The sequence below is a fragment of the Kribbella sp. CA-253562 genome, from assembly GCF_050942265.1.
Lineage (GTDB): Bacteria > Actinomycetota > Actinomycetes > Propionibacteriales > Kribbellaceae > Kribbella.
This window is the reverse complement of sequence record NZ_CP192049.1, coordinates 2184917-2201902: the sequence shown is the minus strand read 5'-3', so window position 1 is coordinate 2201902 and position 16986 is coordinate 2184917. Positions and strand designations below refer to the sequence as shown.

Below are 16986 nucleotides of genomic sequence, written 5' to 3'. Positions count from 1 at the left end.
GCATGCGGCTGGGTACAAGAGGGTCCCCCCGGTCAGGCCCGAGCCGGGGTCGCCGTTCCGAAAAAGGTGATCGCCATGCTGGCTCCTCAGCCCACCACGCCGGCTCCCCAGTCAACCGCCGCGCCCAGCCTCCGCGTCCTGCTCTCGGCCGCGGCTTTCCTGGTCTGTGCCGTCAGCGCCGTCGTCCTGGCGCTGGCCGGCGTACCGGACATTCTCGTCATCGGCCTGGCGCTGCTGGCCGGCGTCGCCCTGATCGACGTCGCCGGCGCGCTCACCTGCCGCTCGCTGCCCCGAACCACCGCGCGAGGTGAGTGACCAGGCCCGCCTGGTCCCCGCCGGCCCACGCGACGTGGCCGTCGGGGCGGAGTAGGACGGCCGGGGCGTCCAGCTCCTCGCTGACGTCGACGACGAGGTCGACGCGGTCGTCCCAGCCGGCCACCGAGAGCCGTCCGGTCTGGTCGAGAACAAGCCCCCGGCCGGCGTGCATGCGGGAGTAGAGGCGACCGCCCTTCAGGTCCAGATCGCGCAGCCGCCGGCCGAGCAGGTCGTGCCCCTCGCCGAAGTCGTAGCGCAGGTTGATCGCGATGATCTTCTCGGTCAGGTAGCGGTTCACCTCGTCGAAGTCCATCAGCTCCGACACCAGCCGGCGGACCGCCTGCGGACCCGGCTCCAAGGACACCAGCACACTCTGGGCGCGGGTGTTGTCCAGTACGTCGACCGCCACCGGCCGCCGCTCGAGCTCGTAGCTGTCCAGCAACCCGTCGGGCGCCCAGCCGGCGAGCTCGGCCGCCAGCTTCCAGCCCAGGTTGAACGCGTCCTGGACCCCGAGGCCGAGGCCCTGCCCGCCCATCGGCGGGTGGATGTGGGCCGCGTCCCCGGCCAGCAGCACCCGTCCGACCCGGTACCGGTCGGCCAGCCGGGTGCTGTCGCCGAAGCGCGACAGCCAGCGCGGCGAGTGCACTCCGAAGTCGGTGCCCGCGACAACCACCAACTGCCGCTGGAACTCCTCGAACGTCGGCGGCAGGCTCCGGTCCTCCGCCACCCCTTCCGCCGGTACGCCGACCCGGTACACGCCGTCCCCGAGCGGCATCAGGCCGAACCGCAGCTGGGTCTTGCGCACCTCGGTCTGGACGGCGTCGATCGCCTCCGGCGTCGCGGTCACCGACATCTCGCCCAGCAGCGTGTCGGCTGTCGACGGCTCGCCGGGGAAGCCAACCCCGATCAGCTTCCGCACCGTACTGCGGCCGCCGTCGCAGCCCACGACGTACCGGGCCCGCAGCCGTGCACCGTCAGCGAGGTCGACCTCGACCCCGTCGTCGTCCTGGCGCAGCCCGACGACTTCCGCGCCGCGCCGGATCTCGGCGCCGGCCTCGACGGCGTGCTCCTCCAGCACGCGGTCGATGGCCGGCTGCGGGATCGCCAGCACGTACGGATGCGTGGTGTTCAGCTGTTCCGGCGCCGGTTTGCGGATCCCCGCGAAGAAGCCGCCGAGCGGGTGCTGACGGCCGATCGCCAGGAACCGTTCCAGCAGGCCGCGCTGATCCATCACCTCGATCGTGCGGGCGTGCATCCCGAGCGATCGGACCACCTTGGTCGGCTCGGTCAGCTTCTCCAGCACGACCACGTCGACGCCGTGCAGCCGCAGCTCGGCGGCCAGCATCAGCCCCGTCGGCCCGCTGCCCACCACGAGAACGTCCGTCATGAAGCCCACTCCCCCACGTTTCGTCCGGCAACCTGCGGGATTCTCCACGACGAACCGGGGCTTGCGGCAAGTCCCCCGGTCGGCTATAACCTGAAAGTGGCAGGGAGATTCGTTCTCCTTGCTTTTTCTATGTCCGCAAGGGTTTTGTCGCCGGTCCGTCCAGGACGGAGCCGTCCGCGGCGAAGCGCGAGCCGTGGCACGTGCAGTCCCAGGTGAGCTGGGACTCGTTCCAGTCCAGCGGGCAGCCCAGGTGGGTGCACACCGGCTTGTCGGCCCCGGCCAGGCGTTGCACATGCTTGGTGGTGAAGTCCTTGCCGACCTTGAGGTTGTGCTTGATCAGCTCCGCGATCGCCGCCGGGCCCCCGATCCTGGACGCCGGGTAGAGATCGGCGTACGGGTGCTGCTGCCCGGAGAGCTGGTCGGACAGGATCTCGGCGGCCACCGTGCCCTGGGTCAGCCCCCACTTGTTGAAGCCGGTCGCGACCAGGACGCGCTCGGACCCGGGCACCGAACCGACGTACGGGAGCAGGTCGGGGCTGCTGTAGTCGTGGGCGGACCAGGAGTGGTCCGCGGTGAGGGCGCCGGTGTTCCAGGTCGAGCTGACCCAGTCCACCAGGGCTTCGGGGGTGGCGTCGCCGACGACGATCAGACCGTTCGCGCCTCCGCCCGGCCAGGGCCGGGTCGAGCGGACCGGGTCGCCGACCGTGATCGCCATGCCGGCCGGTGCCTCGTGCGGCAGCCGGACGGCGATGCCGGTGGACCCGCGCGGCTGGACGCGGGCGAAGAATCCACCGGTGAGGCCGATCGGTGACAGCGTCGCCATCACCGCGTGCCCGGCGGTGATCGTCGCGCCGGTGTCGGTGGTCACCGTCACCGTGTCGTTCTTGGTGTCCACGTCGGTCACCCGGCTGCGGTCGAAGATCCGGGCCCCGCGCTCACCGACCGCCGCCGCCAGGCCGGCCAGGTACTTCGCCGGATGCAGGTGGACCTGGTCGGCGAACTCGACACCACCCAGGGCTCCCGGGATCCCGACCTCCGTCACGAAACGGGCCGGCAACCCCAGCTCGGCACAGAGCTCGGCCTCCTGCCGCAACTCGTCGAGCTGATCCGACGAGGTCGTATAGGCGTACGACGAAGCGCGGGTCAGCTCGCAGTCGATCGCCAGCGCCTCGACCAGGCCGACCACCTGCGTGATCGCCGACTGGTTCGCCGCGCCGTACCGGCTCGCCGTCTCGCGACCGTGCCGCTCGGCCAGCCGGCGGTAGATCGCGCCGTGCTGGGACGACACCTTGCCGGTCGTGTGGCCGCTGGTCCGGCCACCGACGCCGCGGGCCTCGACGACGACCACGTCGGCGCCGTCGTCGGCCAGCAACAGCGCGGCGGTCAACCCGACCAGGCCACCACCGATCACCACCACATCGGCGGACAGGTCTCCGGCCGCGGGCTCGAACGTGGGCATCGTGGTCGTGGCCAGCCAGACGCTGCGCGGTGTCTCCGTCATGACAGGCCAGTACCCCGGCGCCCGCCGCCCTACCCGACGGGGTTTGTCCCGGACCACCAGGGGCACCAGAACCGCATGGCGACCCAGCTCCCGACCGCCTCGACCATCGACTCCGCACGGGCAGCTCGAGACGTCCTGCTCCCGGTTGTTGCCCAAGGCGCGATTCTGCGCCGTCCGCTGTGGACCAGGTTCGCCGAGCGGATCGCCGCCGACGACCGCGCGCTGCGGCGCGTCCGGGCCCTGCGCCGCAAGTACGGCGACGGCCCGGTCCTGCTCCGGCTTCCGCTGCGGCCGTTCGCGCTGGTGCTCGGACCGGCCGACGTCCGGCGGATCCTGGACGAGACGCCGGAGCCGTTCTCAGCCGCCACCACCGAGAAGGTGGGGGCTCTGAACCACTTCCAGCCGCACGCCGTCCTGGCCACCGATCCTCCGCTGCGGGCCGCGCGGCGCGACCTCAACGAGCAGGCGCTCGACACCCATCGGCCGGTTCACCGGCACGCGGACACGATGCTGGCCGCGATCACCGAGGAGTTCGGCACCCTGCGCGGCACGCTCGGGTGGGAGGACTTCCGCACACTCTGGTTCCGGGCGGTGCGGCGGATCGTGCTGGGCGACGCGGCCCGCGACGACACCGAACTCATCCGCTTGCTCGACGGGCTGCGCGGGAACGCCAACTGGGCCGAGTTCCATCGCCGCGACGACAGCCGCCGGCGCCGCTTCGAGCAACACCTCGGCCAGTACGTCGAAGCCGCCGCGCCCGGCAGTCTCGTCTCCGCGCTACCGCCCGCGGACGGCGTACTGGATCCGGCGGGGCAGGTCCCGCACTGGTTGTTCGCCTTCGACGCGGCGGGGATCGCGTTGTGGCGGCTGCTCGCCGTACTGGCTGCTCGGCCGGAGTTCGCCGAGCCGGTGCGGGAGGAGGCCGAGCATCCCGATCGTTCGCCGCTACTCGCGTACGCCGGCGCCGCCCTGCAGGAATCCGTGCGGCTCTGGCCGACCACGCTGGTCATCCTGCGCGAAGCACGCCAGGAGACGCGGTGGAACGACGGGGTCGCGCCCGCCGGGACCGAGTTCGCGATCGTCAGCTCGGTGTTCCACCGCGACGACGAGGAGCTGGAGTTCGCCCACAGCTTCGAGCCGGAGATCTGGCTGGACGGACGGTCGGACGGCGAGTGGCCGCTGATCCCGTTCAGCGCGGGACCGGCCGTCTGCCCGGGGCGCAACGTGGTGCTGCTGACCACCAGCGCCGCGACCAGTCACACGGTCGCGCACTACGACCTGGACGTCGATCCGGCCACCCGGCACGCGCTCACGCAGCCGAAGCTGCCGGCCACGTTCGACCACACGTCAGTGCGCCTCGGCTTCTGGCCGAGGAGCCAGAGCTGAGCGCAGCCGGAACTGCGGTGACGGCGATCAGCTCGCGACGGCGTACTGCCGGAAGGTCGTGCCGGCCGCCGTGCCCAGGTGCGGATCGGGGTCGAGCACGCGAATGCAGAGGCCGGTGCGATCGGCGAAGACCGCGTACCGGCCGAGCGCCGTACTGACCGGGGCGATCAGCCAGTCGAGCTCGCCGTGCGACTGGTAGAACTCGTCGACGTCGCCCACCTCGTACACGCCGCCTGCCCCCAGGGCCGCCTCGGCCGGGTCGCGCACCAGCACGATCGTCGGCCGGCCGGCCTGCACGCCCAGCAGCGCCGTCTCGTCGTCCGGCCAGCCCAGCGTCTCCAGCCCGAGCCCGCGGTAGTAGTCGACGCTGGCCTCCAGGTGTTCCACCGGACGAACTTCGAACAGCAGCTTCATCGTTCTCCCCTCACAACTGGTGTTCCGGCCCGGGCGACGCGCTAACCGACCGTCCGCCGGGCTCCGGCTTCACGGACCTCGTTGGTCCGGTCCTCCACCGCGGAGATCCGCTCGGCCAGCAGCGGATGATCTCGGGCCAGTCGCGGGCCGGCGTCGGCCAGCGGCTCGAGCAGCGCGGCCGAATCGCTGCCACCCAAGGCATCGTGCACCCGGTCGACACTCGCCTGGGTGGACCGGTCGAGCCCGTCCAGAGCGCTGACCTGCCCGGCCAGCCGGCGCAGGTCGGCGGCGTTGTCGCGCGCCCAGGCGACCACGGCCCGGTCACCGGCCCGCTGGTCGCGGGTCGCCTGCACGCGTTGCTCGCCGGTCATCGCGGGCGCCTCGGCGTCCGCGTTCAACCGCAGGTACCGCTTCTCGGCGGCCTGCCGGCTGGCCACTCCGAGCGCCGGCGCGAGATCCGCCCAGCTGACGCCCACCGCGCGTGCGGCGTCGATCAGCTGCGGTTCCCACGCCGTCAACTGCTGCCGGAGACTCCGGATCCGCTGCAGGGCTGCCAGCAGGTCGGTCCGGTCGACGCCGTCCGCGCGCCGCGCGACCACGTCGCCGACGAAGGCGATGCCCGCCGCGGGGTCGCCGGGCGTACCGTCCTGCTCCATCGTGTCTCCGCTCGCAGTGGCCGCCGGCGGCCGGTCGTCAGGCGTCGAGCTGGTGCGGCTCGTTGCCCGTGGCATCGATCTTGATCTTGCGTGGCTTGGCCTGTGCGGCGACCGGGATCCGCACCGTCAGCACGCCGTTGTCGTAGGAGGCCGCGATCCGCTCGGCGTCCAGGCCGTCGCCGAGGAACAGCTGCCGCGAGAACACCCCGAGCGGGCGCTCGGACATCTGCATCTCGACCCCGTCGCCGACCGGCAGCGGCCGGCGCTCGGCCTTGACGGTCAGCACGTTGCGCTCGACGTCCAGGTCGATCGCGTCCGAGGACACTCCCGGCAGGTCGAACACCACGACGTACTCGTCACCGGAACGGTAGGCGTCCATCGGCATCGGGTTCGGCCGCGACCACGTTCCCGGCGTCACGCTGCCGGTCAGCTGCTGAGCCAGCCGGTCCAGCTCGCGGAACGGGTCAGTGCGCATCAACATCGTTTCCACCTCCACAGCTCGTCGTCCGGTCTGTCAATACGCACCACCGTTGTAGCATGTCATCGAAACGCTGACAAGTCCTGCGTCATCGATTTGACGACATACGGGAATGCCGCTGGGTACCGGGACAGCGGTGTGTCTGGAAGTAGGCACCCATCGGGGAGCACGGAAAGGCACGACCATGACTGTGGGCGGAGTCGACACCTACTACGACTACGAGGACAAGCAGTGGAAGCACCGCCGGCTCGGCGGCGGCCCGGTACGCCGGACGCCGGTGTGCCCGGCGCCGGAGTCGAAGGAGTCCCAGGACGCCTCCCGCGAGGAGCGCCTGCACGGCGTCCAGCGGCTCAGCGACAGCGAGCGCGGCGATCCGGCTCGCGCGTGACCGCTCGATCGTGACGGCTGGCGCCTGACCGGCTCAGGACTGCGACTCGCGTCTGACGGCTCGCGTCAGGTGAGCGGGAGACCGAATCCCGGGCGGTCGGGCACGGTCAGGTTGCCGTCCAACCAGCGATAGGCGGACGTGTCGATGCCGCCGGTCTCGCCGGGGACGCCCTCGACGGTGTCCACGTGACCGAGGCCGGCGGCGAGCTGGGCGGCGTACAGGGTCTTGAGCGGTACGCCCCAGGCGTGCGGCGACCCCTTCGCGCCCAGCGCGGCGATGCGGGGCATCACCGCGCGCCAGCTGGTCAGGCCGAAGGAGACGACGTCCATCAGCAGGACGTCGATGCTGCCCTCGGCGGTGATCTCCAGCAGGGTCTCCAGCTGGGGATCGGACTCGCCCTCGGCGATCAGGGTCGAGGTACCGCGCAGGTGGTGGTGCAGCTTGGCGAGATCGGCGGCGTTGTCGAGGAACGGTTCCTCGACCCAGTAGAGATCGCAGTCCGCGACCGCGCGGAGGTAGCCGAGGAAGCCGTCGCAGTCGTAGCCGTCGTTGGCGTCCACCAGGATCCGGTGGTCCGGGTAGGCCTCCCGGACCGCGCGGGTCACCTCGATGTCCCGGGCGTCCCCGGCCGCGCGGTCCATCCAGCGGTTGCCCCGGCCGATCTTCAGCTTGAACGCGCGATAGCCGGCGGCGTCGTCGGCCGCACAGTCCCTCAGGACCGCGTCCACCCCACCCGGCGCGTCGTCCGGGTCGAGGTCGGCGAAGTAGATCGCGCCGTCGTAGCACGGGATCGTCGTCTCGCCGTGGCTCCCGAGCAGCGCGTGGACCGGCAGGTCCAGGATCTGGCCGGCCAGGTCGTGCAACGCGAAGTCCAGACCGCGCCACGCCTCGTCCAGTACGCCGGACGCCGGGTCGACCAGGTCCGCCACCGAGCGCCCAACCACGTCGTCCGGGATCGGACCGGCGACCAGTCCCCAGCCGGTCTTCCCGGTATCGGTGTGCAGGATGACGATGTCGTCGACCGGTCCGTCGCCGTGGCTGCCGAGCCGGGCGTTGCGGCCGATGGTCCGGGGGTAGCGGGACCGGAGGGTCGAGCGTTCCACACGGCGGACGAAATGGCGATCCAACGTCATCGGGGCTCCTCACACGGGTTCCACACCTAGTCTGCTGCGTTGCCCGCGCGCGCAAACCTCGCGGCCCAGTCCGTGACCGCGGCCGCAAGCTCCGGCGGCCCGACCACCCGGAAGTCGGTGCCGAGGGCACCGAAACTGAACAGCGGACCGTCGAGCGAGTCGGTCTCCAGCACGACGCGGCAACTCGTCGGTGTGACCACCCGCACCTCGGCCCAGCGACCGAAATGAGCGCTGACGACCTCGGCCGGCGCCTCGACGACCACCTCGACGTCGTACCGGCCACCGGGCGACCCGCCCAGCACCCCCGCGCGCACGAAGCCGGCGACGTCGCCGAACGGCGGCGTCCGCGGCCCGTACGGCGTACCGGTTCCTGCGGCGGTCGTGATCCGGTCGATCCGGAACGTGCGCCAGTCGCGCCGATCGAGGTCGAAGGCGACCAGGTACCAATGCCGGCCGAGCGGGACCAACTGCAACGGCTCCGCCTCCCGGGCGGTCTGCTTGCCGTCGATCGCGCGATAGCCGAACCGGACGCGTTCGGAGTCGCGGCAGGCGAGCGCCAGCGTCGTCAGCACCTCGTGGTCCACCGGCGTCGCGCTCGGCCAGGGCGCCGGCGTCGTCGCCGACCGGACCGCGTTGAGGCGCGCGCGCAACCGCCGCGGCATCACCTGGACGATCTTGGTCAGCGCGCGCAGAGCGGCTTGGTCGTCGAGGTGGGACTGCACGGCGATCGCGAGTGCCATGGCCTCGTCGTCGTCCTTCGGCGTCACCTGGGTGCTCGACGTCGCCACCGAGTACGCCGGCTGAACGGAGAGATCCAGGTCACATCGTGTCCTTGTCACATCCGGGTGGGCGAGAGCTGTCAGAGGGGTGACAACGGAAATCACAGCGAGGGAGATCGTCATGGACGCCCGTCTCAACCTTCAAGGCAACGCGCTCGCGGGTCAGGTGCTGAAGTACATCAACTCCGCGGGACGCGCTGTCGGTGGGTCGAGCCTGCCGCTGGCGACGCAGGAGTTGATGAAGCTGCGCGCCAGCCAGATCAACGGCTGCGGCTTCTGCACCGACATGCACTACAAGGACGCCGTGGCCGCCGGTGAGGACCCGCTGCGCCTGAACATGGTCGCGGCCTGGCGCGAGGCGACCGTCTTCACCGAGCCCGAACGGGCCGCGCTGGAGCTGGCCGAGGAGGGCACCCGGATCGCCGACGCTGCCGGTGGCGTCTCCGACGAGGTCTGGACGAACGCCGCCAAGCACTACGACGAGGACCAGCTGGTCGCCCTGGTCTCGGTGATCGCGATCATCAACGCCTACAACCGGCTGAACGTGATGATCCAGCAGCCGGCCGGCTTCTACGAGCCGGGCATGTTCGGCTGATCCACACCGACCTCCAGCACCCTCCGGCCGGCCCCGAACCAGGGACCGGCCGGAGGCGCGAGCGCGATCGTCGCACGAAACCGTTCGGCCGACCTCGCCTTCGGGCCCATGGTTCGCCTGACGCGCGGGAGGTGCTGCTGGTTCGTCAGATCGGGGTGGGGACGGTGAAGTTGATCAGGGCGCCGTCTCGTTCGGCGGGGGCGGTGGGCCAGCGGCGGCGGATCAGGCGGAGCGTTCGGTCGTTGGCGGAGCTGACGACCAGGAGAAGTTGGGCGGCTCCGGCGGCGGTGGCGTGGGCCGCGGCCAGGGTGAGGAGGCGTAGGCCCAGACCGCGGCCCTGGTAGGGGTCCGCGACGATGGCGGCGAGTTCGGCGGTGGGCGTGGCGGGGGCGCCGTGAGCCCAGGCCCACATCGCGTGCGCGATCAGGCGGTTGTCGTGCTCGGCGACCCAGGACTCGCCGTTGGGGTTTAGCAGGGGCTCGATCAGTGAGGCGCGCGGCGGGTGGCCGACGGCGGTCTGGAAGCGGAAGTAGAGGCTCAGCTCGGACAGACCGTCGAGCATCTCCGACAGTTTGCCGAGGTCGCCCCCGGTCGCCCGGCGGATCGGGAACGCGTCGGTGCGAGGCGACGCGACGTCGAGGGTGGGACTGGCAGGCACAGCGACCGGCGGCGGAGGGCTCAGCTGAGTCTGATTCACAGATTCAGACTGCCTGGGGTTGGCTGAGTCTGTCAAGTGGACTTATCATCGGAGCATGAGCCAGCAGGAGACCGTGCCGGAGACGACGCCCGAGGCGCTGCACTGGTCGACGGCGAACTGCACGATCTCGCGCACGATGGAGATCCTCGGCGACAAGTGGACGTTCCACGTGCTGCGCGAGGTGTTCGTCGGGCTGCGCCGGTTCGAGGACATCCGGACCCGGACCGAGATCCCCCGCCAGGTGCTCACCGACCGGCTCGCGCGCCTGATCGACCGCGGCCTGCTGCGTCGCGTCCCGTACCGGCTGCCCGGCCAGCGCGAGCGGTACGAATACCGCCTCACCCAGGCCGGCCTCGACCTCTACCCGGTGATGGTCGCGTTGGTCCAGTGGGGCGACGAGCACCTCCCGCTCGACGACGGACCGCCGCTGATCGCCCGCCACCGCGGGTGCGGCGAGGAGGTCACCGTCACCATGCATTGCGCCGCCGGCCACGAGCCCGAGCCGCGCGAGGTCGCCTTCACCCCCGGCCCCTCGGCCCAGCCGCGCATCGTCGACTAGGGCCTGCCTCCCGATTCCGCGCCGTAGCGGGAGACCGCGCCCTAGGCGCGCGACTTCGCGCCGTACTGGCGCCAGGTCAACGCGACGCCGGCCCCGCACCCCACAACGGCGGTCGCCAGCGGCCAGTTCAGCGGGCCGTCGTCGAGCGTGCCGACAAAAGCGACCGTGAACACGCCCAGGCCGGCCCCGAATCCGATCGCCAGCGCGAGAACGGCCCCGCGCGACACCGGCAGGACGGCGGCGAGGGCCAGCAGGGCGACCACCAGGAGATCCGCGACCACGAACTCCCGCGGATGGTCGCCGATCAGCAGCAGCAACGCGGTGACGGCGGCGATCGCCACGGCGGCCAAGCGCAGGGTCAACATGCCACGAGGCTAGTCGATAGTGGTACTATCGATCAAGACCGAGAGGACCTGGATGCGGATCAACGAGCTGGCCGAGCAGTCCGGCATACCGGCGGCGACGATCAAGTACTACGTGCGCGAAGGGCTGCTGCCCGGTGGTGCGCGGGCCGGCTACAACCAGGTCTCGTACGACGAGTCGCACCTGCACCGGATTCGGTTGCTCCGGGCCCTGATCGGGGTCGGCGGGATCCCGGTGGCGGTGGTCAAGCGGGTGGTCGCGGCCGTCGAGGATCCGGAGCGGACCGTGCACAGCACACTCGGCGAAGCGCAACGCGCGGTCGCCGCGAGCTCGGTCGACGAGGTGCTCGCGACGGCCGATGAGCTCGGGCATGCCGACCTTGCGGACCTGCTGAGCGCCTACCAGGACACGGCCGCTCAGCTGGCCGAGCTGGAGTTGAAGTGGCTGGAGCGGGCCGATGCCGATCTCGACGCGCTGACCGAGCGAGCCGTGATCGGCAGCGTGCTCGGCGACGCGCTGCTGGCCGCCGTACGCCGTGAGGCTCAGAAGCAAGCCTCACGGACGCACTTCGGCACGGATTGAGCTCAGCCGACTCGTTGCAACGCCTTCTCGCGGCGAGTCGCCACGGACGAGCCGGACTCCCGGCGGGCCATCCGCCGGAGCAGGACCGGCGCGACGAGTAGTCCGAGCACGGCCCAGGCGCCCAGCACGCCGGCGGTTTCCAGGTGCCGCCAGGACTCCCCGACCTCCACCACGACAGTTGCGTCGGGCAACAAAGCGGACCGGGTGCCGAGCCCCAGCCAGTAGATCGGCGACACCTGCGCGACCACCTGCAGCCAGCCCGGCAGCGCGCTGAGCGGATAGAAGATGCCCGAGATCGCGATCATCGCCAGTATCGGGAGCTGCACCAGCCCCTGGGCCCGCGCGCTGGGGAAGGCCGAGCCCAGGATCGCGCCGATGGGCAGGGTCGCGAGCAGTCCGAGCAGCAGCACCCAGAGCAACGTGAGCAACGACGTCAGCGAGAACTCCAGACCGTCGACCAGGAACAAGCCCGGCACCAGCAGGATCGCGAGATCGGCGAGCAGCCCGCCGGCGACCGAGACGACCTTGCCGATCAGGTAGGCCTGGACGCCGGCCGGCGTCGCCTTCGCGCGCAGCAGCGTGCCGTCCTCGCGGTCAGCGGTCAGTTGCTGGCTCATGCTGAGCATGCCCATCGCCGCGTTCATGCCGAGAATGCTCGGCAGTGCGAGGGTCCCGAGCAGGATCCCCGTCCCGGCGAACTCGCGGTCGCGCAGGAAGTACAGCGCCACCAGCATCAGCACCGGCCAGAGGAAATGGCTGACCAGTTCCGCCCCGTTGCTGAACGACTGCCGCAGCTCGATGATGCCGCGCGACCATCCGATCCGCCACGCGTTCACCGGCCCTCCCCCACCAGCGAAAGGTACGCGTCCTCCAGCCGGGCCCGGCGTACTTCCAGGTCCTGCACCGCGTCGCCGTACCGGGTGAACAGGTCGCGGACGAAGGCGGTCGACTCCCCCGTCAGCTCCTCGTACGCCGTACCGCCGATTCGCCAGCGGACCTCGTCCCGGTCCGCGATCTGGCGGGTCAGCTCGCCGAGCGTCCCGCTCGCCAGGACCCGGCCGTCGGACAGGACGAGGATCCGGTCGGCCAGCTTGCTCGCCTCGTCGAGGTCGTGGGTGGTCAGCAGGATCGTCGTGCGCAGGTCGGTCGCCAGCCGCCGCACCAGCGTGTGGAACGCGTGCCGTGCCGCGGGGTCGAACCCGGTCGTCGGTTCGTCGAGGAACAGCACCTCCGGCCGCCCGATGATGCCGATGGCAACATCCAGCCGGCGCCGTTGCCCGCCCGACAAGGTCTTGATCTTGTGGTCCGCGCGATCGCTCAGTCCGACCAGCTCGATCAGCTCGTCGGCGTCCCACGGCCGCGATGTCGTCGCCGTCGCGTACGGCGCGTAGTACCGGCCGAGGTGGGCGAGCAGTTCGCGGACCCGCCATTTGCCGTGGTCGCGCCAGGACTGCAGCACCACACCGAGCCGGGCCCTCCAGGCCTCGTCGCCGTGAGCGGGGTCGACGCCCAGGACGGTGGCCGCGCCAGCGGAGCGCATCCGGAAGCCTTCGAGGATCTCGATCGTGGTCGTCTTGCCCGCGCCGTTCGGGCCGAGCAGCGCGAGCACCTCGCCTGGTCCGACCGTGAAACTGACGTCGTGCAGCACGTCCGTGGCGCCGTACCGCATCCGCAGGCCGCGCACATCTATTGTTTCCATGACTGTGAACGCTAGGGTTTGCCCGAACAACCGGCAACGCTGGCCACAATCAGAACCTCTTGTTTTTCGGCGATTTGGGCGATTCAATGCAATGGATCTGACGGTGAATGCAATCGGCCGTTGCAATGAGCTGCCGGTGAACGCACCAGGGAGGAGAACCGATGCCAGGAGACCGGCTGCGCCAGGAGGAGCGCCAGGCGATCGCCGCCGGGCTGGCCGACGGTCTCGGGTACGCCGAGATCGCGCGTCGGCTCGACCGGCCGACCTCCACCGTGAGCCGGGAGATCGCCCGCAACGGCGGCCCGCGCGGATACCGGGCCGAGCACGCGCACCACGCGACGGCGTACCGGGCCCGGCGCCGGCACCGCTCTGGCCTGCCTGCGGCCTCACCCGGCGAGGACCCCTGCGTCCTGGAGTTCGCCGAACGCTTCGCGGCGACGATGGTCGCGAACGGCGTGCCCCGGATGGCCGCCCGCGTGCTCTCCCGGCTCTACACGACCGACGAGCCCAATCTCACCGCGGCGCAGTTGGTCAGCCGGCTGCGAGTGAGTCCGGCGTCCGTCTCGAAGGCGATCGCCTACCTGGAAGAGCTCGGGATGGTCGAGCGCGGGCGTTCGCCGGACAGCCGCCGCGAGCACTACACGATCGCCGACGACGTCTGGATGCGCGCCTGGGTCACCAGCGCCCGCGCGAACGCCGACTGGGCCGAGCGCGCACGCGAGGGCGCAGCCCTCTTCGACCCCGGTACGCCGACCGGCGCGCGGTTGCAGCAGATGGCCCGCTTCTTCACCCAGCTCAGCGACGACATGGCCGGCGGCCTCTCGTCCGCCGCCGCCGAAGACGCGGCCACCGTGCTCGCCGCGCTGCTGCACGCCCGCCGCCCGCTCACCGCGCCCGAACTGGCCGACGCCCTCGGCTGGTCCGCCGATCGGGTCGCCGACGCCCTCCGCGACGCCGAGACCTACGCGCCCTTCACCGATCCCCTGACTCTCGACCGGCCGACGCCCACCACGTACGCCGTCGCGGCAGCGCCTGGGCGGCTGACTCCGGCCCAGCGCGACGCGCTCGCCGTCAGGGCAGCAGGTCCACCGGGATGACGCCCGCGAGCACGAGGACGATCACGACGAGCCCGACCACGGTCGGCGCCCACTCCTCGCGGGAGCGCAGCCAGTCGGTGCGCTTCTCGTCGCGGGCTGTCGATTCGTCCAGCATGGACCCACCGTAGAAGGAATCCATAGGCCAGTGGGCAGATCGACAAATCGCCCGGATGCTGAGACGGCTCAGCGGCCGACCAGCGAGCGCAGGACGCGCGAGGTGATGCGCCCGTCGGCCAGCCCGAGCGCGACCAGGTCGTCGAACACGCGCTGGTCGGCGGCCGCGCCACGGATGCCCGCGTCGAGGATGCGCGGCGATCCGGACAGGCGCCCGGCGAGCGTCGCATGCCGGAAGTGCGCGGCGAGCGGACGGACCAGCTTCCGGTACGTCGCTCCCGCGTCCGACCCGGCCAGGGCAGCCCGGCCGGCGTGCAGCCCGGTGGCGACGGCGTAGTAGATGCCTTCTCCGGTCATCGGGTTGATGAGCGCGGCGGCGTCCCCGGCGAGCAGGACGCGACCGAGGTGTGGTCGCCAGGTCCAGGTGGTGAGAGGCAAGTGGTGCGCCTTCCACGACGTACCGTCCCGGGTCGAGTCCGGCAGGAGCTGCTCCAGTTTCGCCAGCAGATCCGCGCGGGTCGGGTGTGGTCGGCCCGGGTGCAGCGCCTCGCCGTACCCGACGTTCGAGAGGCCGTCTCCCCGGTCGAACGACCATGCGTACGACGGCTGCCGGCCGGGCCCGTACACGATCACCTGCCGGGCATCGCGACCGTCGCGCGTCGGCGCGTACCCACGCAGAGCCAGCGCGGCAGGCGCCGATTTCACCCCGAGCGCCCGCCGTACGACGGACTGCGCGCCGTCCGCGCCCACCACCACCTTCGCCGCGATCGTTCCGTCCAGCATCACGCAGTCGGGGCGGAGCTCCACGTCGCGCACCCGATGGTTGACCAGCTGCGCACCGGCCGCCGCCGCGGCCTCGACCAGTCGCGCGTCGAAGACCTCCCGCGGCACTACCCAGGTCGCCCGCTGCATCTCCCGGTCGACCACCAGCCCATCGTGCTCGAGCGCCAGCCGGCGGACCGGCGTCCAGTCGTCGAGCAGCCCGGTCACTCCGACCGACGCGAGCAGGTCGAGCACGTGCGGCGCGATCCCGTCCCCGCAGGTCTTGTCCCGCGGGAAGCCGGTGCGGTCGAGCAGCAGCACCGACAGCGTGGGGTCCGCGGAGAGCGCGCCCAGCGCAGCCGCCGTCCCGGCCGGGCCGGCACCGACGATCGCGAGGTCCCACACGGGTTTCACCTTCCCCAGCCTAGGGCGGTGGCGCCTGCGCTACCCGAGAACGGGTGTCCGGCCCGGTGTTTCGACGCCTCACCGTTCCTAGCGTCGGAGGCACTCAGGAAGGAGTGCTCATGAAGCTGACCATCCCGCTGGCGATCGGGCTGCTGGGTTCGGTGCCAGGACCGGCCCCGATGACGAGGAAGGCAAGCAGCTCGACGAGGCGGGAGCGCAGTGCGGCGAACTGCGCTCCCGCTCGACTACACCCGCCCGCACGGCCCGCACATCACCGTCGCGATGTCGCGGCTGAAGGCGACCGAGCGGCGGATCGGCGCGATGGTCCTGAACGACGGCGGCCACCGCGCGCGACATCGACCGGATCCGGGCGGTCCTCGGCGAGCGGAAGATCTCGTACCTGGGCTACTCGTACGGGACCTATCTCGGCTCGGTCTACGCCCAGCTGTTCCCGCATCGGCTCGACCGGTTCGTGCTGGACGGACCGATCAATCCGGATTAGCACGGGCCGCGGCTGCTGCGCGAGATCGGACCCGCGAACGAGGCCGCACTCCGGGCCTGGGCGGACTGGGCCGCGGCTCGCGACTCGACGTACGGGCTGGGGAGGTCGCGGAGCCAGGTGCTCGGCACGATCGACCGGATCCAGCAGGTCGCCGCGAACGGGTTGACGGTCGGGAAGTACGACCTGGACGACGGCTGGGTGCCGGGGCTGCTGCTGAGCATGCTGGCCGACGACCGTGATCCGGCGCGGGCGGGGTTCAGCGAGCTGGTCCGGACGTTGCTGCAGGCAACGACTACCTGGCGAGCGCGCGGCTGCCGAGGGCCGATCGGGACTGCTAGCGGTCAGGGCGGCGGCGAGTGCGCGGAGTACGGCGTGACGGGGGCACGCTCGGCGGTGTCCGGCGCCGGACCACGCGGCGATCGGCGTGGCCGGTCCCCTCGGCGGACGGCGTGATCGTCCGTGGCTCGTCGAGGTCGACCACCCGCGGCACGTACGCCGGGACCGGCTCGTCGTACTCGTCGCCGTACTGCTCGATCTCCGGCTCGGGCTCCGGGACCCGCACCGGAGCCCGAGCGGCCGCCTCCTTGCTCGCTCGCGGCTTCTCGGCCACGAGCGCCACTGCGGTCGCCGGCACCGCGACCGGGACCGTCCGCACCGGCCACCGGGTCTGCACCTCGACCCCGAGCACCCGCACCAGCTTGCCCAGGACAACGATCGTCAACGCGACCGAGAGCACCGTGCAGCCGGCGAACAGCACCGCCTGCCAGCCGGCCCGCCAGTTCGACGGATCGGTCCGGCGCATCGCGGACACCATCGCCACCACCACGGCGTTGGTGAGGCCGAGGACCACGGTCGCCACCACCGTCCAGACCAGTTCGCGCCGTTCCAGCCCGACGTCGTCGGCCGCGGCGACCAGTCCGGCGACCAGCCCGGCCAGCACCGGCACGGTGTAGACCAGCGCCAGCGCGAGCCCCGGACTGGCGATCAGGTAGAACACGTCGAACACCAGCGCGGTTCCGGCCAGGGCACCGGCGAAGGCCACCACCATCCGCGGATACCACCGCACCACGGCGATCGCATCCTTGGGCAACGTCCAGATCATCCGGTAGTACACGGCCCCGATCCCAGGCTAGTGAGCATCACCTCATTGTGCCTCTACCCCGGCACGGACCGT

General features: G+C 71.4%; 23 protein-coding genes. 8 read left to right on the top strand and 15 right to left on the bottom strand.

Going from position 1 to position 16986, the window contains the following annotated elements; all coding sequences use genetic code 11:
• Positions 1–75 precede the first annotated feature (75 nt).
• A complete protein-coding gene (locus ACQPXM_RS10775) occupies positions 76–315 on the top strand; it encodes a hypothetical protein (RefSeq protein ID WP_432947380.1) in 240 nt (79 codons plus the stop codon).
• On the opposite strand, the gene rox is transcribed toward ACQPXM_RS10775, so the two are convergent.
• Entirely contained in the window at positions 272–1702 is a 1431-nt protein-coding gene (gene rox, locus ACQPXM_RS10770; protein WP_432947378.1) for a rifampin monooxygenase, read from the bottom strand. The genes ACQPXM_RS10775 and rox overlap by 44 nt on opposite strands.
• A 127-nt stretch (positions 1703–1829) precedes the next feature.
• The gene (locus ACQPXM_RS10765; RefSeq protein WP_432947376.1) at positions 1830–3203 is read right to left on the bottom strand and encodes an FAD-dependent oxidoreductase; all 1374 of its coding nucleotides are present in this window, start codon (positions 3201–3203) and stop codon (positions 1830–1832) included.
• A 75-nt stretch (positions 3204–3278) separates the two neighbouring features.
• Between ACQPXM_RS10765 and ACQPXM_RS10760 the strand changes: the two genes are divergently transcribed.
• On the top strand, positions 3279–4589 hold the full coding sequence (locus ACQPXM_RS10760) for a cytochrome P450 (protein ID WP_432947374.1): 1311 nt from the start codon (positions 3279–3281) through the stop codon (positions 4587–4589).
• Between the two features lie 27 nt (positions 4590–4616).
• On the opposite strand, the gene ACQPXM_RS10755 is transcribed toward ACQPXM_RS10760, so the two are convergent.
• From ACQPXM_RS10755 to ACQPXM_RS10745, 3 genes are read right to left on the bottom strand one after another with little or no spacing between them, the layout of a single operon-like run.
• Entirely contained in the window at positions 4617–5003 is a 387-nt protein-coding gene (locus tag ACQPXM_RS10755) for a VOC family protein (RefSeq protein WP_432947372.1), read from the bottom strand.
• A 41-nt stretch (positions 5004–5044) separates the two neighbouring features.
• Positions 5045–5659: a hypothetical protein gene (locus tag ACQPXM_RS10750; RefSeq protein ID WP_432947370.1), complete on the bottom strand. Its 615-nt coding sequence runs from the start codon at positions 5657–5659 to the stop codon at positions 5045–5047.
• A gap of 37 nt (positions 5660–5696) precedes the next feature.
• Complete coding sequence (locus ACQPXM_RS10745; RefSeq protein ID WP_432947368.1) at positions 5697–6140, bottom strand: Hsp20/alpha crystallin family protein; 444 nt, start codon at positions 6138–6140, stop codon at positions 5697–5699.
• A 181-nt stretch (positions 6141–6321) separates the two neighbouring features.
• Between ACQPXM_RS10745 and ACQPXM_RS10740 the strand changes: the two genes are divergently transcribed.
• Positions 6322–6525 carry a hypothetical protein gene (locus tag ACQPXM_RS10740; protein ID WP_432947366.1) on the top strand — a complete coding sequence of 68 codons (204 nt, stop codon included), beginning with the start codon at positions 6322–6324 and terminating at the stop codon, positions 6523–6525.
• 65 nt (positions 6526–6590) lie between these two features.
• Here ACQPXM_RS10740 and ACQPXM_RS10735 read toward each other — a convergent pair whose 3' ends face one another.
• Complete coding sequence (locus tag ACQPXM_RS10735; protein WP_432947364.1) at positions 6591–7658, bottom strand: mandelate racemase/muconate lactonizing enzyme family protein; 1068 nt, start codon at positions 7656–7658, stop codon at positions 6591–6593.
• A gap of 26 nt (positions 7659–7684) precedes the next feature.
• On the bottom strand, positions 7685–8446 hold the full coding sequence (locus ACQPXM_RS10730; protein ID WP_432947362.1) for a helix-turn-helix transcriptional regulator: 762 nt from the start codon (positions 8444–8446) through the stop codon (positions 7685–7687).
• A gap of 112 nt (positions 8447–8558) precedes the next feature.
• On the opposite strand from ACQPXM_RS10730, the gene ACQPXM_RS10725 reads away from it, so the two are divergent.
• The gene (locus ACQPXM_RS10725) at positions 8559–9032 is read left to right on the top strand and encodes a carboxymuconolactone decarboxylase family protein (protein ID WP_432947360.1); all 474 of its coding nucleotides are present in this window, start codon (positions 8559–8561) and stop codon (positions 9030–9032) included.
• Between the two features lie 145 nt (positions 9033–9177).
• Here the strand turns inward: ACQPXM_RS10725 and ACQPXM_RS10720 are convergent, their stop codons facing one another.
• Positions 9178–9729: a GNAT family N-acetyltransferase gene (locus tag ACQPXM_RS10720; RefSeq protein ID WP_432947358.1), complete on the bottom strand. Its 552-nt coding sequence runs from the start codon at positions 9727–9729 to the stop codon at positions 9178–9180.
• Positions 9730–9784: 55 nt separating this feature from the next.
• Here ACQPXM_RS10720 and ACQPXM_RS10715 point away from each other — a divergent pair, with 55 nt between their 5' ends.
• The gene (locus tag ACQPXM_RS10715; protein ID WP_432947356.1) at positions 9785–10288 is read left to right on the top strand and encodes a winged helix-turn-helix transcriptional regulator; all 504 of its coding nucleotides are present in this window, start codon (positions 9785–9787) and stop codon (positions 10286–10288) included.
• Between the two features lie 41 nt (positions 10289–10329).
• Here ACQPXM_RS10715 and ACQPXM_RS10710 read toward each other — a convergent pair whose 3' ends face one another.
• Positions 10330–10653, bottom strand: a complete 324-nt coding sequence (locus tag ACQPXM_RS10710; protein WP_432947354.1) for a hypothetical protein — start codon at positions 10651–10653, stop codon at positions 10330–10332.
• A gap of 52 nt (positions 10654–10705) precedes the next feature.
• Between ACQPXM_RS10710 and ACQPXM_RS10705 the strand changes: the two genes are divergently transcribed.
• Positions 10706–11233, top strand: a complete 528-nt coding sequence (locus ACQPXM_RS10705) for a MerR family transcriptional regulator (RefSeq protein ID WP_432947352.1) — start codon at positions 10706–10708, stop codon at positions 11231–11233.
• A gap of 2 nt (positions 11234–11235) precedes the next feature.
• Here the strand turns inward: ACQPXM_RS10705 and ACQPXM_RS10700 are convergent, their stop codons facing one another.
• A complete protein-coding gene (locus ACQPXM_RS10700) occupies positions 11236–12069 on the bottom strand; it encodes an ABC transporter permease (protein ID WP_432947350.1) in 834 nt (277 codons plus the stop codon).
• A complete protein-coding gene (locus tag ACQPXM_RS10695; protein WP_432947348.1) occupies positions 12066–12932 on the bottom strand; it encodes an ABC transporter ATP-binding protein in 867 nt (288 codons plus the stop codon). The genes ACQPXM_RS10700 and ACQPXM_RS10695 overlap by 4 nt, the downstream gene beginning before the upstream one ends.
• 161 nt (positions 12933–13093) lie before the next feature.
• Between ACQPXM_RS10695 and ACQPXM_RS10690 the strand changes: the two genes are divergently transcribed.
• Positions 13094–14029, top strand: coding sequence for a MarR family transcriptional regulator (locus tag ACQPXM_RS10690; protein ID WP_432947346.1), 936 nt, complete (start codon positions 13094–13096; stop codon positions 14027–14029).
• Here the strand turns inward: ACQPXM_RS10690 and ACQPXM_RS10685 are convergent.
• Positions 14004–14144: a hypothetical protein gene (locus tag ACQPXM_RS10685; RefSeq protein WP_432947344.1), complete on the bottom strand. Its 141-nt coding sequence runs from the start codon at positions 14142–14144 to the stop codon at positions 14004–14006. The genes ACQPXM_RS10690 and ACQPXM_RS10685 overlap by 26 nt on opposite strands.
• Before the next feature lie 68 nt (positions 14145–14212).
• Positions 14213–15319 carry an NAD(P)/FAD-dependent oxidoreductase gene (locus ACQPXM_RS10680; protein WP_432947342.1) on the bottom strand — a complete coding sequence of 369 codons (1107 nt, stop codon included), beginning with the start codon at positions 15317–15319 and terminating at the stop codon, positions 14213–14215.
• A 346-nt stretch (positions 15320–15665) separates the two neighbouring features.
• Between ACQPXM_RS10680 and ACQPXM_RS10675 the strand changes: the two genes are divergently transcribed.
• Complete coding sequence (locus ACQPXM_RS10675) at positions 15666–15812, top strand: alpha/beta fold hydrolase (RefSeq protein WP_432950986.1); 147 nt, start codon at positions 15666–15668, stop codon at positions 15810–15812.
• Here ACQPXM_RS10675 and ACQPXM_RS10670 read toward each other — a convergent pair.
• Together ACQPXM_RS10670 and ACQPXM_RS10665 are read right to left on the bottom strand one after the other, a co-directional pair.
• Positions 15809–16033 carry a hypothetical protein gene (locus ACQPXM_RS10670; RefSeq protein WP_432947340.1) on the bottom strand — a complete coding sequence of 75 codons (225 nt, stop codon included), beginning with the start codon at positions 16031–16033 and terminating at the stop codon, positions 15809–15811. The two genes, ACQPXM_RS10675 and ACQPXM_RS10670, sit on opposite strands and share 4 nt — an antisense overlap.
• A gap of 113 nt (positions 16034–16146) precedes the next feature.
• Positions 16147–16926, bottom strand: coding sequence for a hypothetical protein (locus ACQPXM_RS10665; protein ID WP_432947338.1), 780 nt, complete (start codon positions 16924–16926; stop codon positions 16147–16149).
• Positions 16927–16986 lie beyond the last annotated feature (60 nt).

What these genes read in the sequence shown, in the direction of transcription:
- ACQPXM_RS10775 (WP_432947380.1), top strand. Translation starts at nt 76, where the DNA reads ATGCTGGCTCCTCAGCCCACCACGCCGGCTCCCCAGTCAACCGCCGCG.
- rox (WP_432947378.1), bottom strand. Translation starts at nt 1,702, where the DNA reads ATGACGGACGTTCTCGTGGTGGGCAGCGGGCCGACGGGGCTGATGCTG.
- ACQPXM_RS10765 (WP_432947376.1), bottom strand. Translation starts at nt 3,203, where the DNA reads ATGACGGAGACACCGCGCAGCGTCTGGCTGGCCACGACCACGATGCCC.
- ACQPXM_RS10760 (WP_432947374.1), top strand. Translation starts at nt 3,279, where the DNA reads ATGGCGACCCAGCTCCCGACCGCCTCGACCATCGACTCCGCACGGGCA.
- ACQPXM_RS10755 (WP_432947372.1), bottom strand. Translation starts at nt 5,003, where the DNA reads ATGAAGCTGCTGTTCGAAGTTCGTCCGGTGGAACACCTGGAGGCCAGC.
- ACQPXM_RS10750 (WP_432947370.1), bottom strand. Translation starts at nt 5,659, where the DNA reads ATGGAGCAGGACGGTACGCCCGGCGACCCCGCGGCGGGCATCGCCTTC.
- ACQPXM_RS10745 (WP_432947368.1), bottom strand. Translation starts at nt 6,140, where the DNA reads ATGTTGATGCGCACTGACCCGTTCCGCGAGCTGGACCGGCTGGCTCAG.
- ACQPXM_RS10740 (WP_432947366.1), top strand. Translation starts at nt 6,322, where the DNA reads ATGACTGTGGGCGGAGTCGACACCTACTACGACTACGAGGACAAGCAG.
- ACQPXM_RS10735 (WP_432947364.1), bottom strand. Translation starts at nt 7,658, where the DNA reads ATGACGTTGGATCGCCATTTCGTCCGCCGTGTGGAACGCTCGACCCTC.
- ACQPXM_RS10725 (WP_432947360.1), top strand. Translation starts at nt 8,559, where the DNA reads ATGGACGCCCGTCTCAACCTTCAAGGCAACGCGCTCGCGGGTCAGGTG.
- ACQPXM_RS10715 (WP_432947356.1), top strand. Translation starts at nt 9,785, where the DNA reads ATGAGCCAGCAGGAGACCGTGCCGGAGACGACGCCCGAGGCGCTGCAC.
- ACQPXM_RS10710 (WP_432947354.1), bottom strand. Translation starts at nt 10,653, where the DNA reads ATGTTGACCCTGCGCTTGGCCGCCGTGGCGATCGCCGCCGTCACCGCG.
- ACQPXM_RS10705 (WP_432947352.1), top strand. Translation starts at nt 10,706, where the DNA reads ATGCGGATCAACGAGCTGGCCGAGCAGTCCGGCATACCGGCGGCGACG.
- ACQPXM_RS10695 (WP_432947348.1), bottom strand. Translation starts at nt 12,932, where the DNA reads ATGGAAACAATAGATGTGCGCGGCCTGCGGATGCGGTACGGCGCCACG.
- ACQPXM_RS10690 (WP_432947346.1), top strand. Translation starts at nt 13,094, where the DNA reads ATGCCAGGAGACCGGCTGCGCCAGGAGGAGCGCCAGGCGATCGCCGCC.
- ACQPXM_RS10685 (WP_432947344.1), bottom strand. Translation starts at nt 14,144, where the DNA reads ATGCTGGACGAATCGACAGCCCGCGACGAGAAGCGCACCGACTGGCTG.
- ACQPXM_RS10670 (WP_432947340.1), bottom strand. Translation starts at nt 16,033, where the DNA reads ATGCTCAGCAGCAGCCCCGGCACCCAGCCGTCGTCCAGGTCGTACTTC.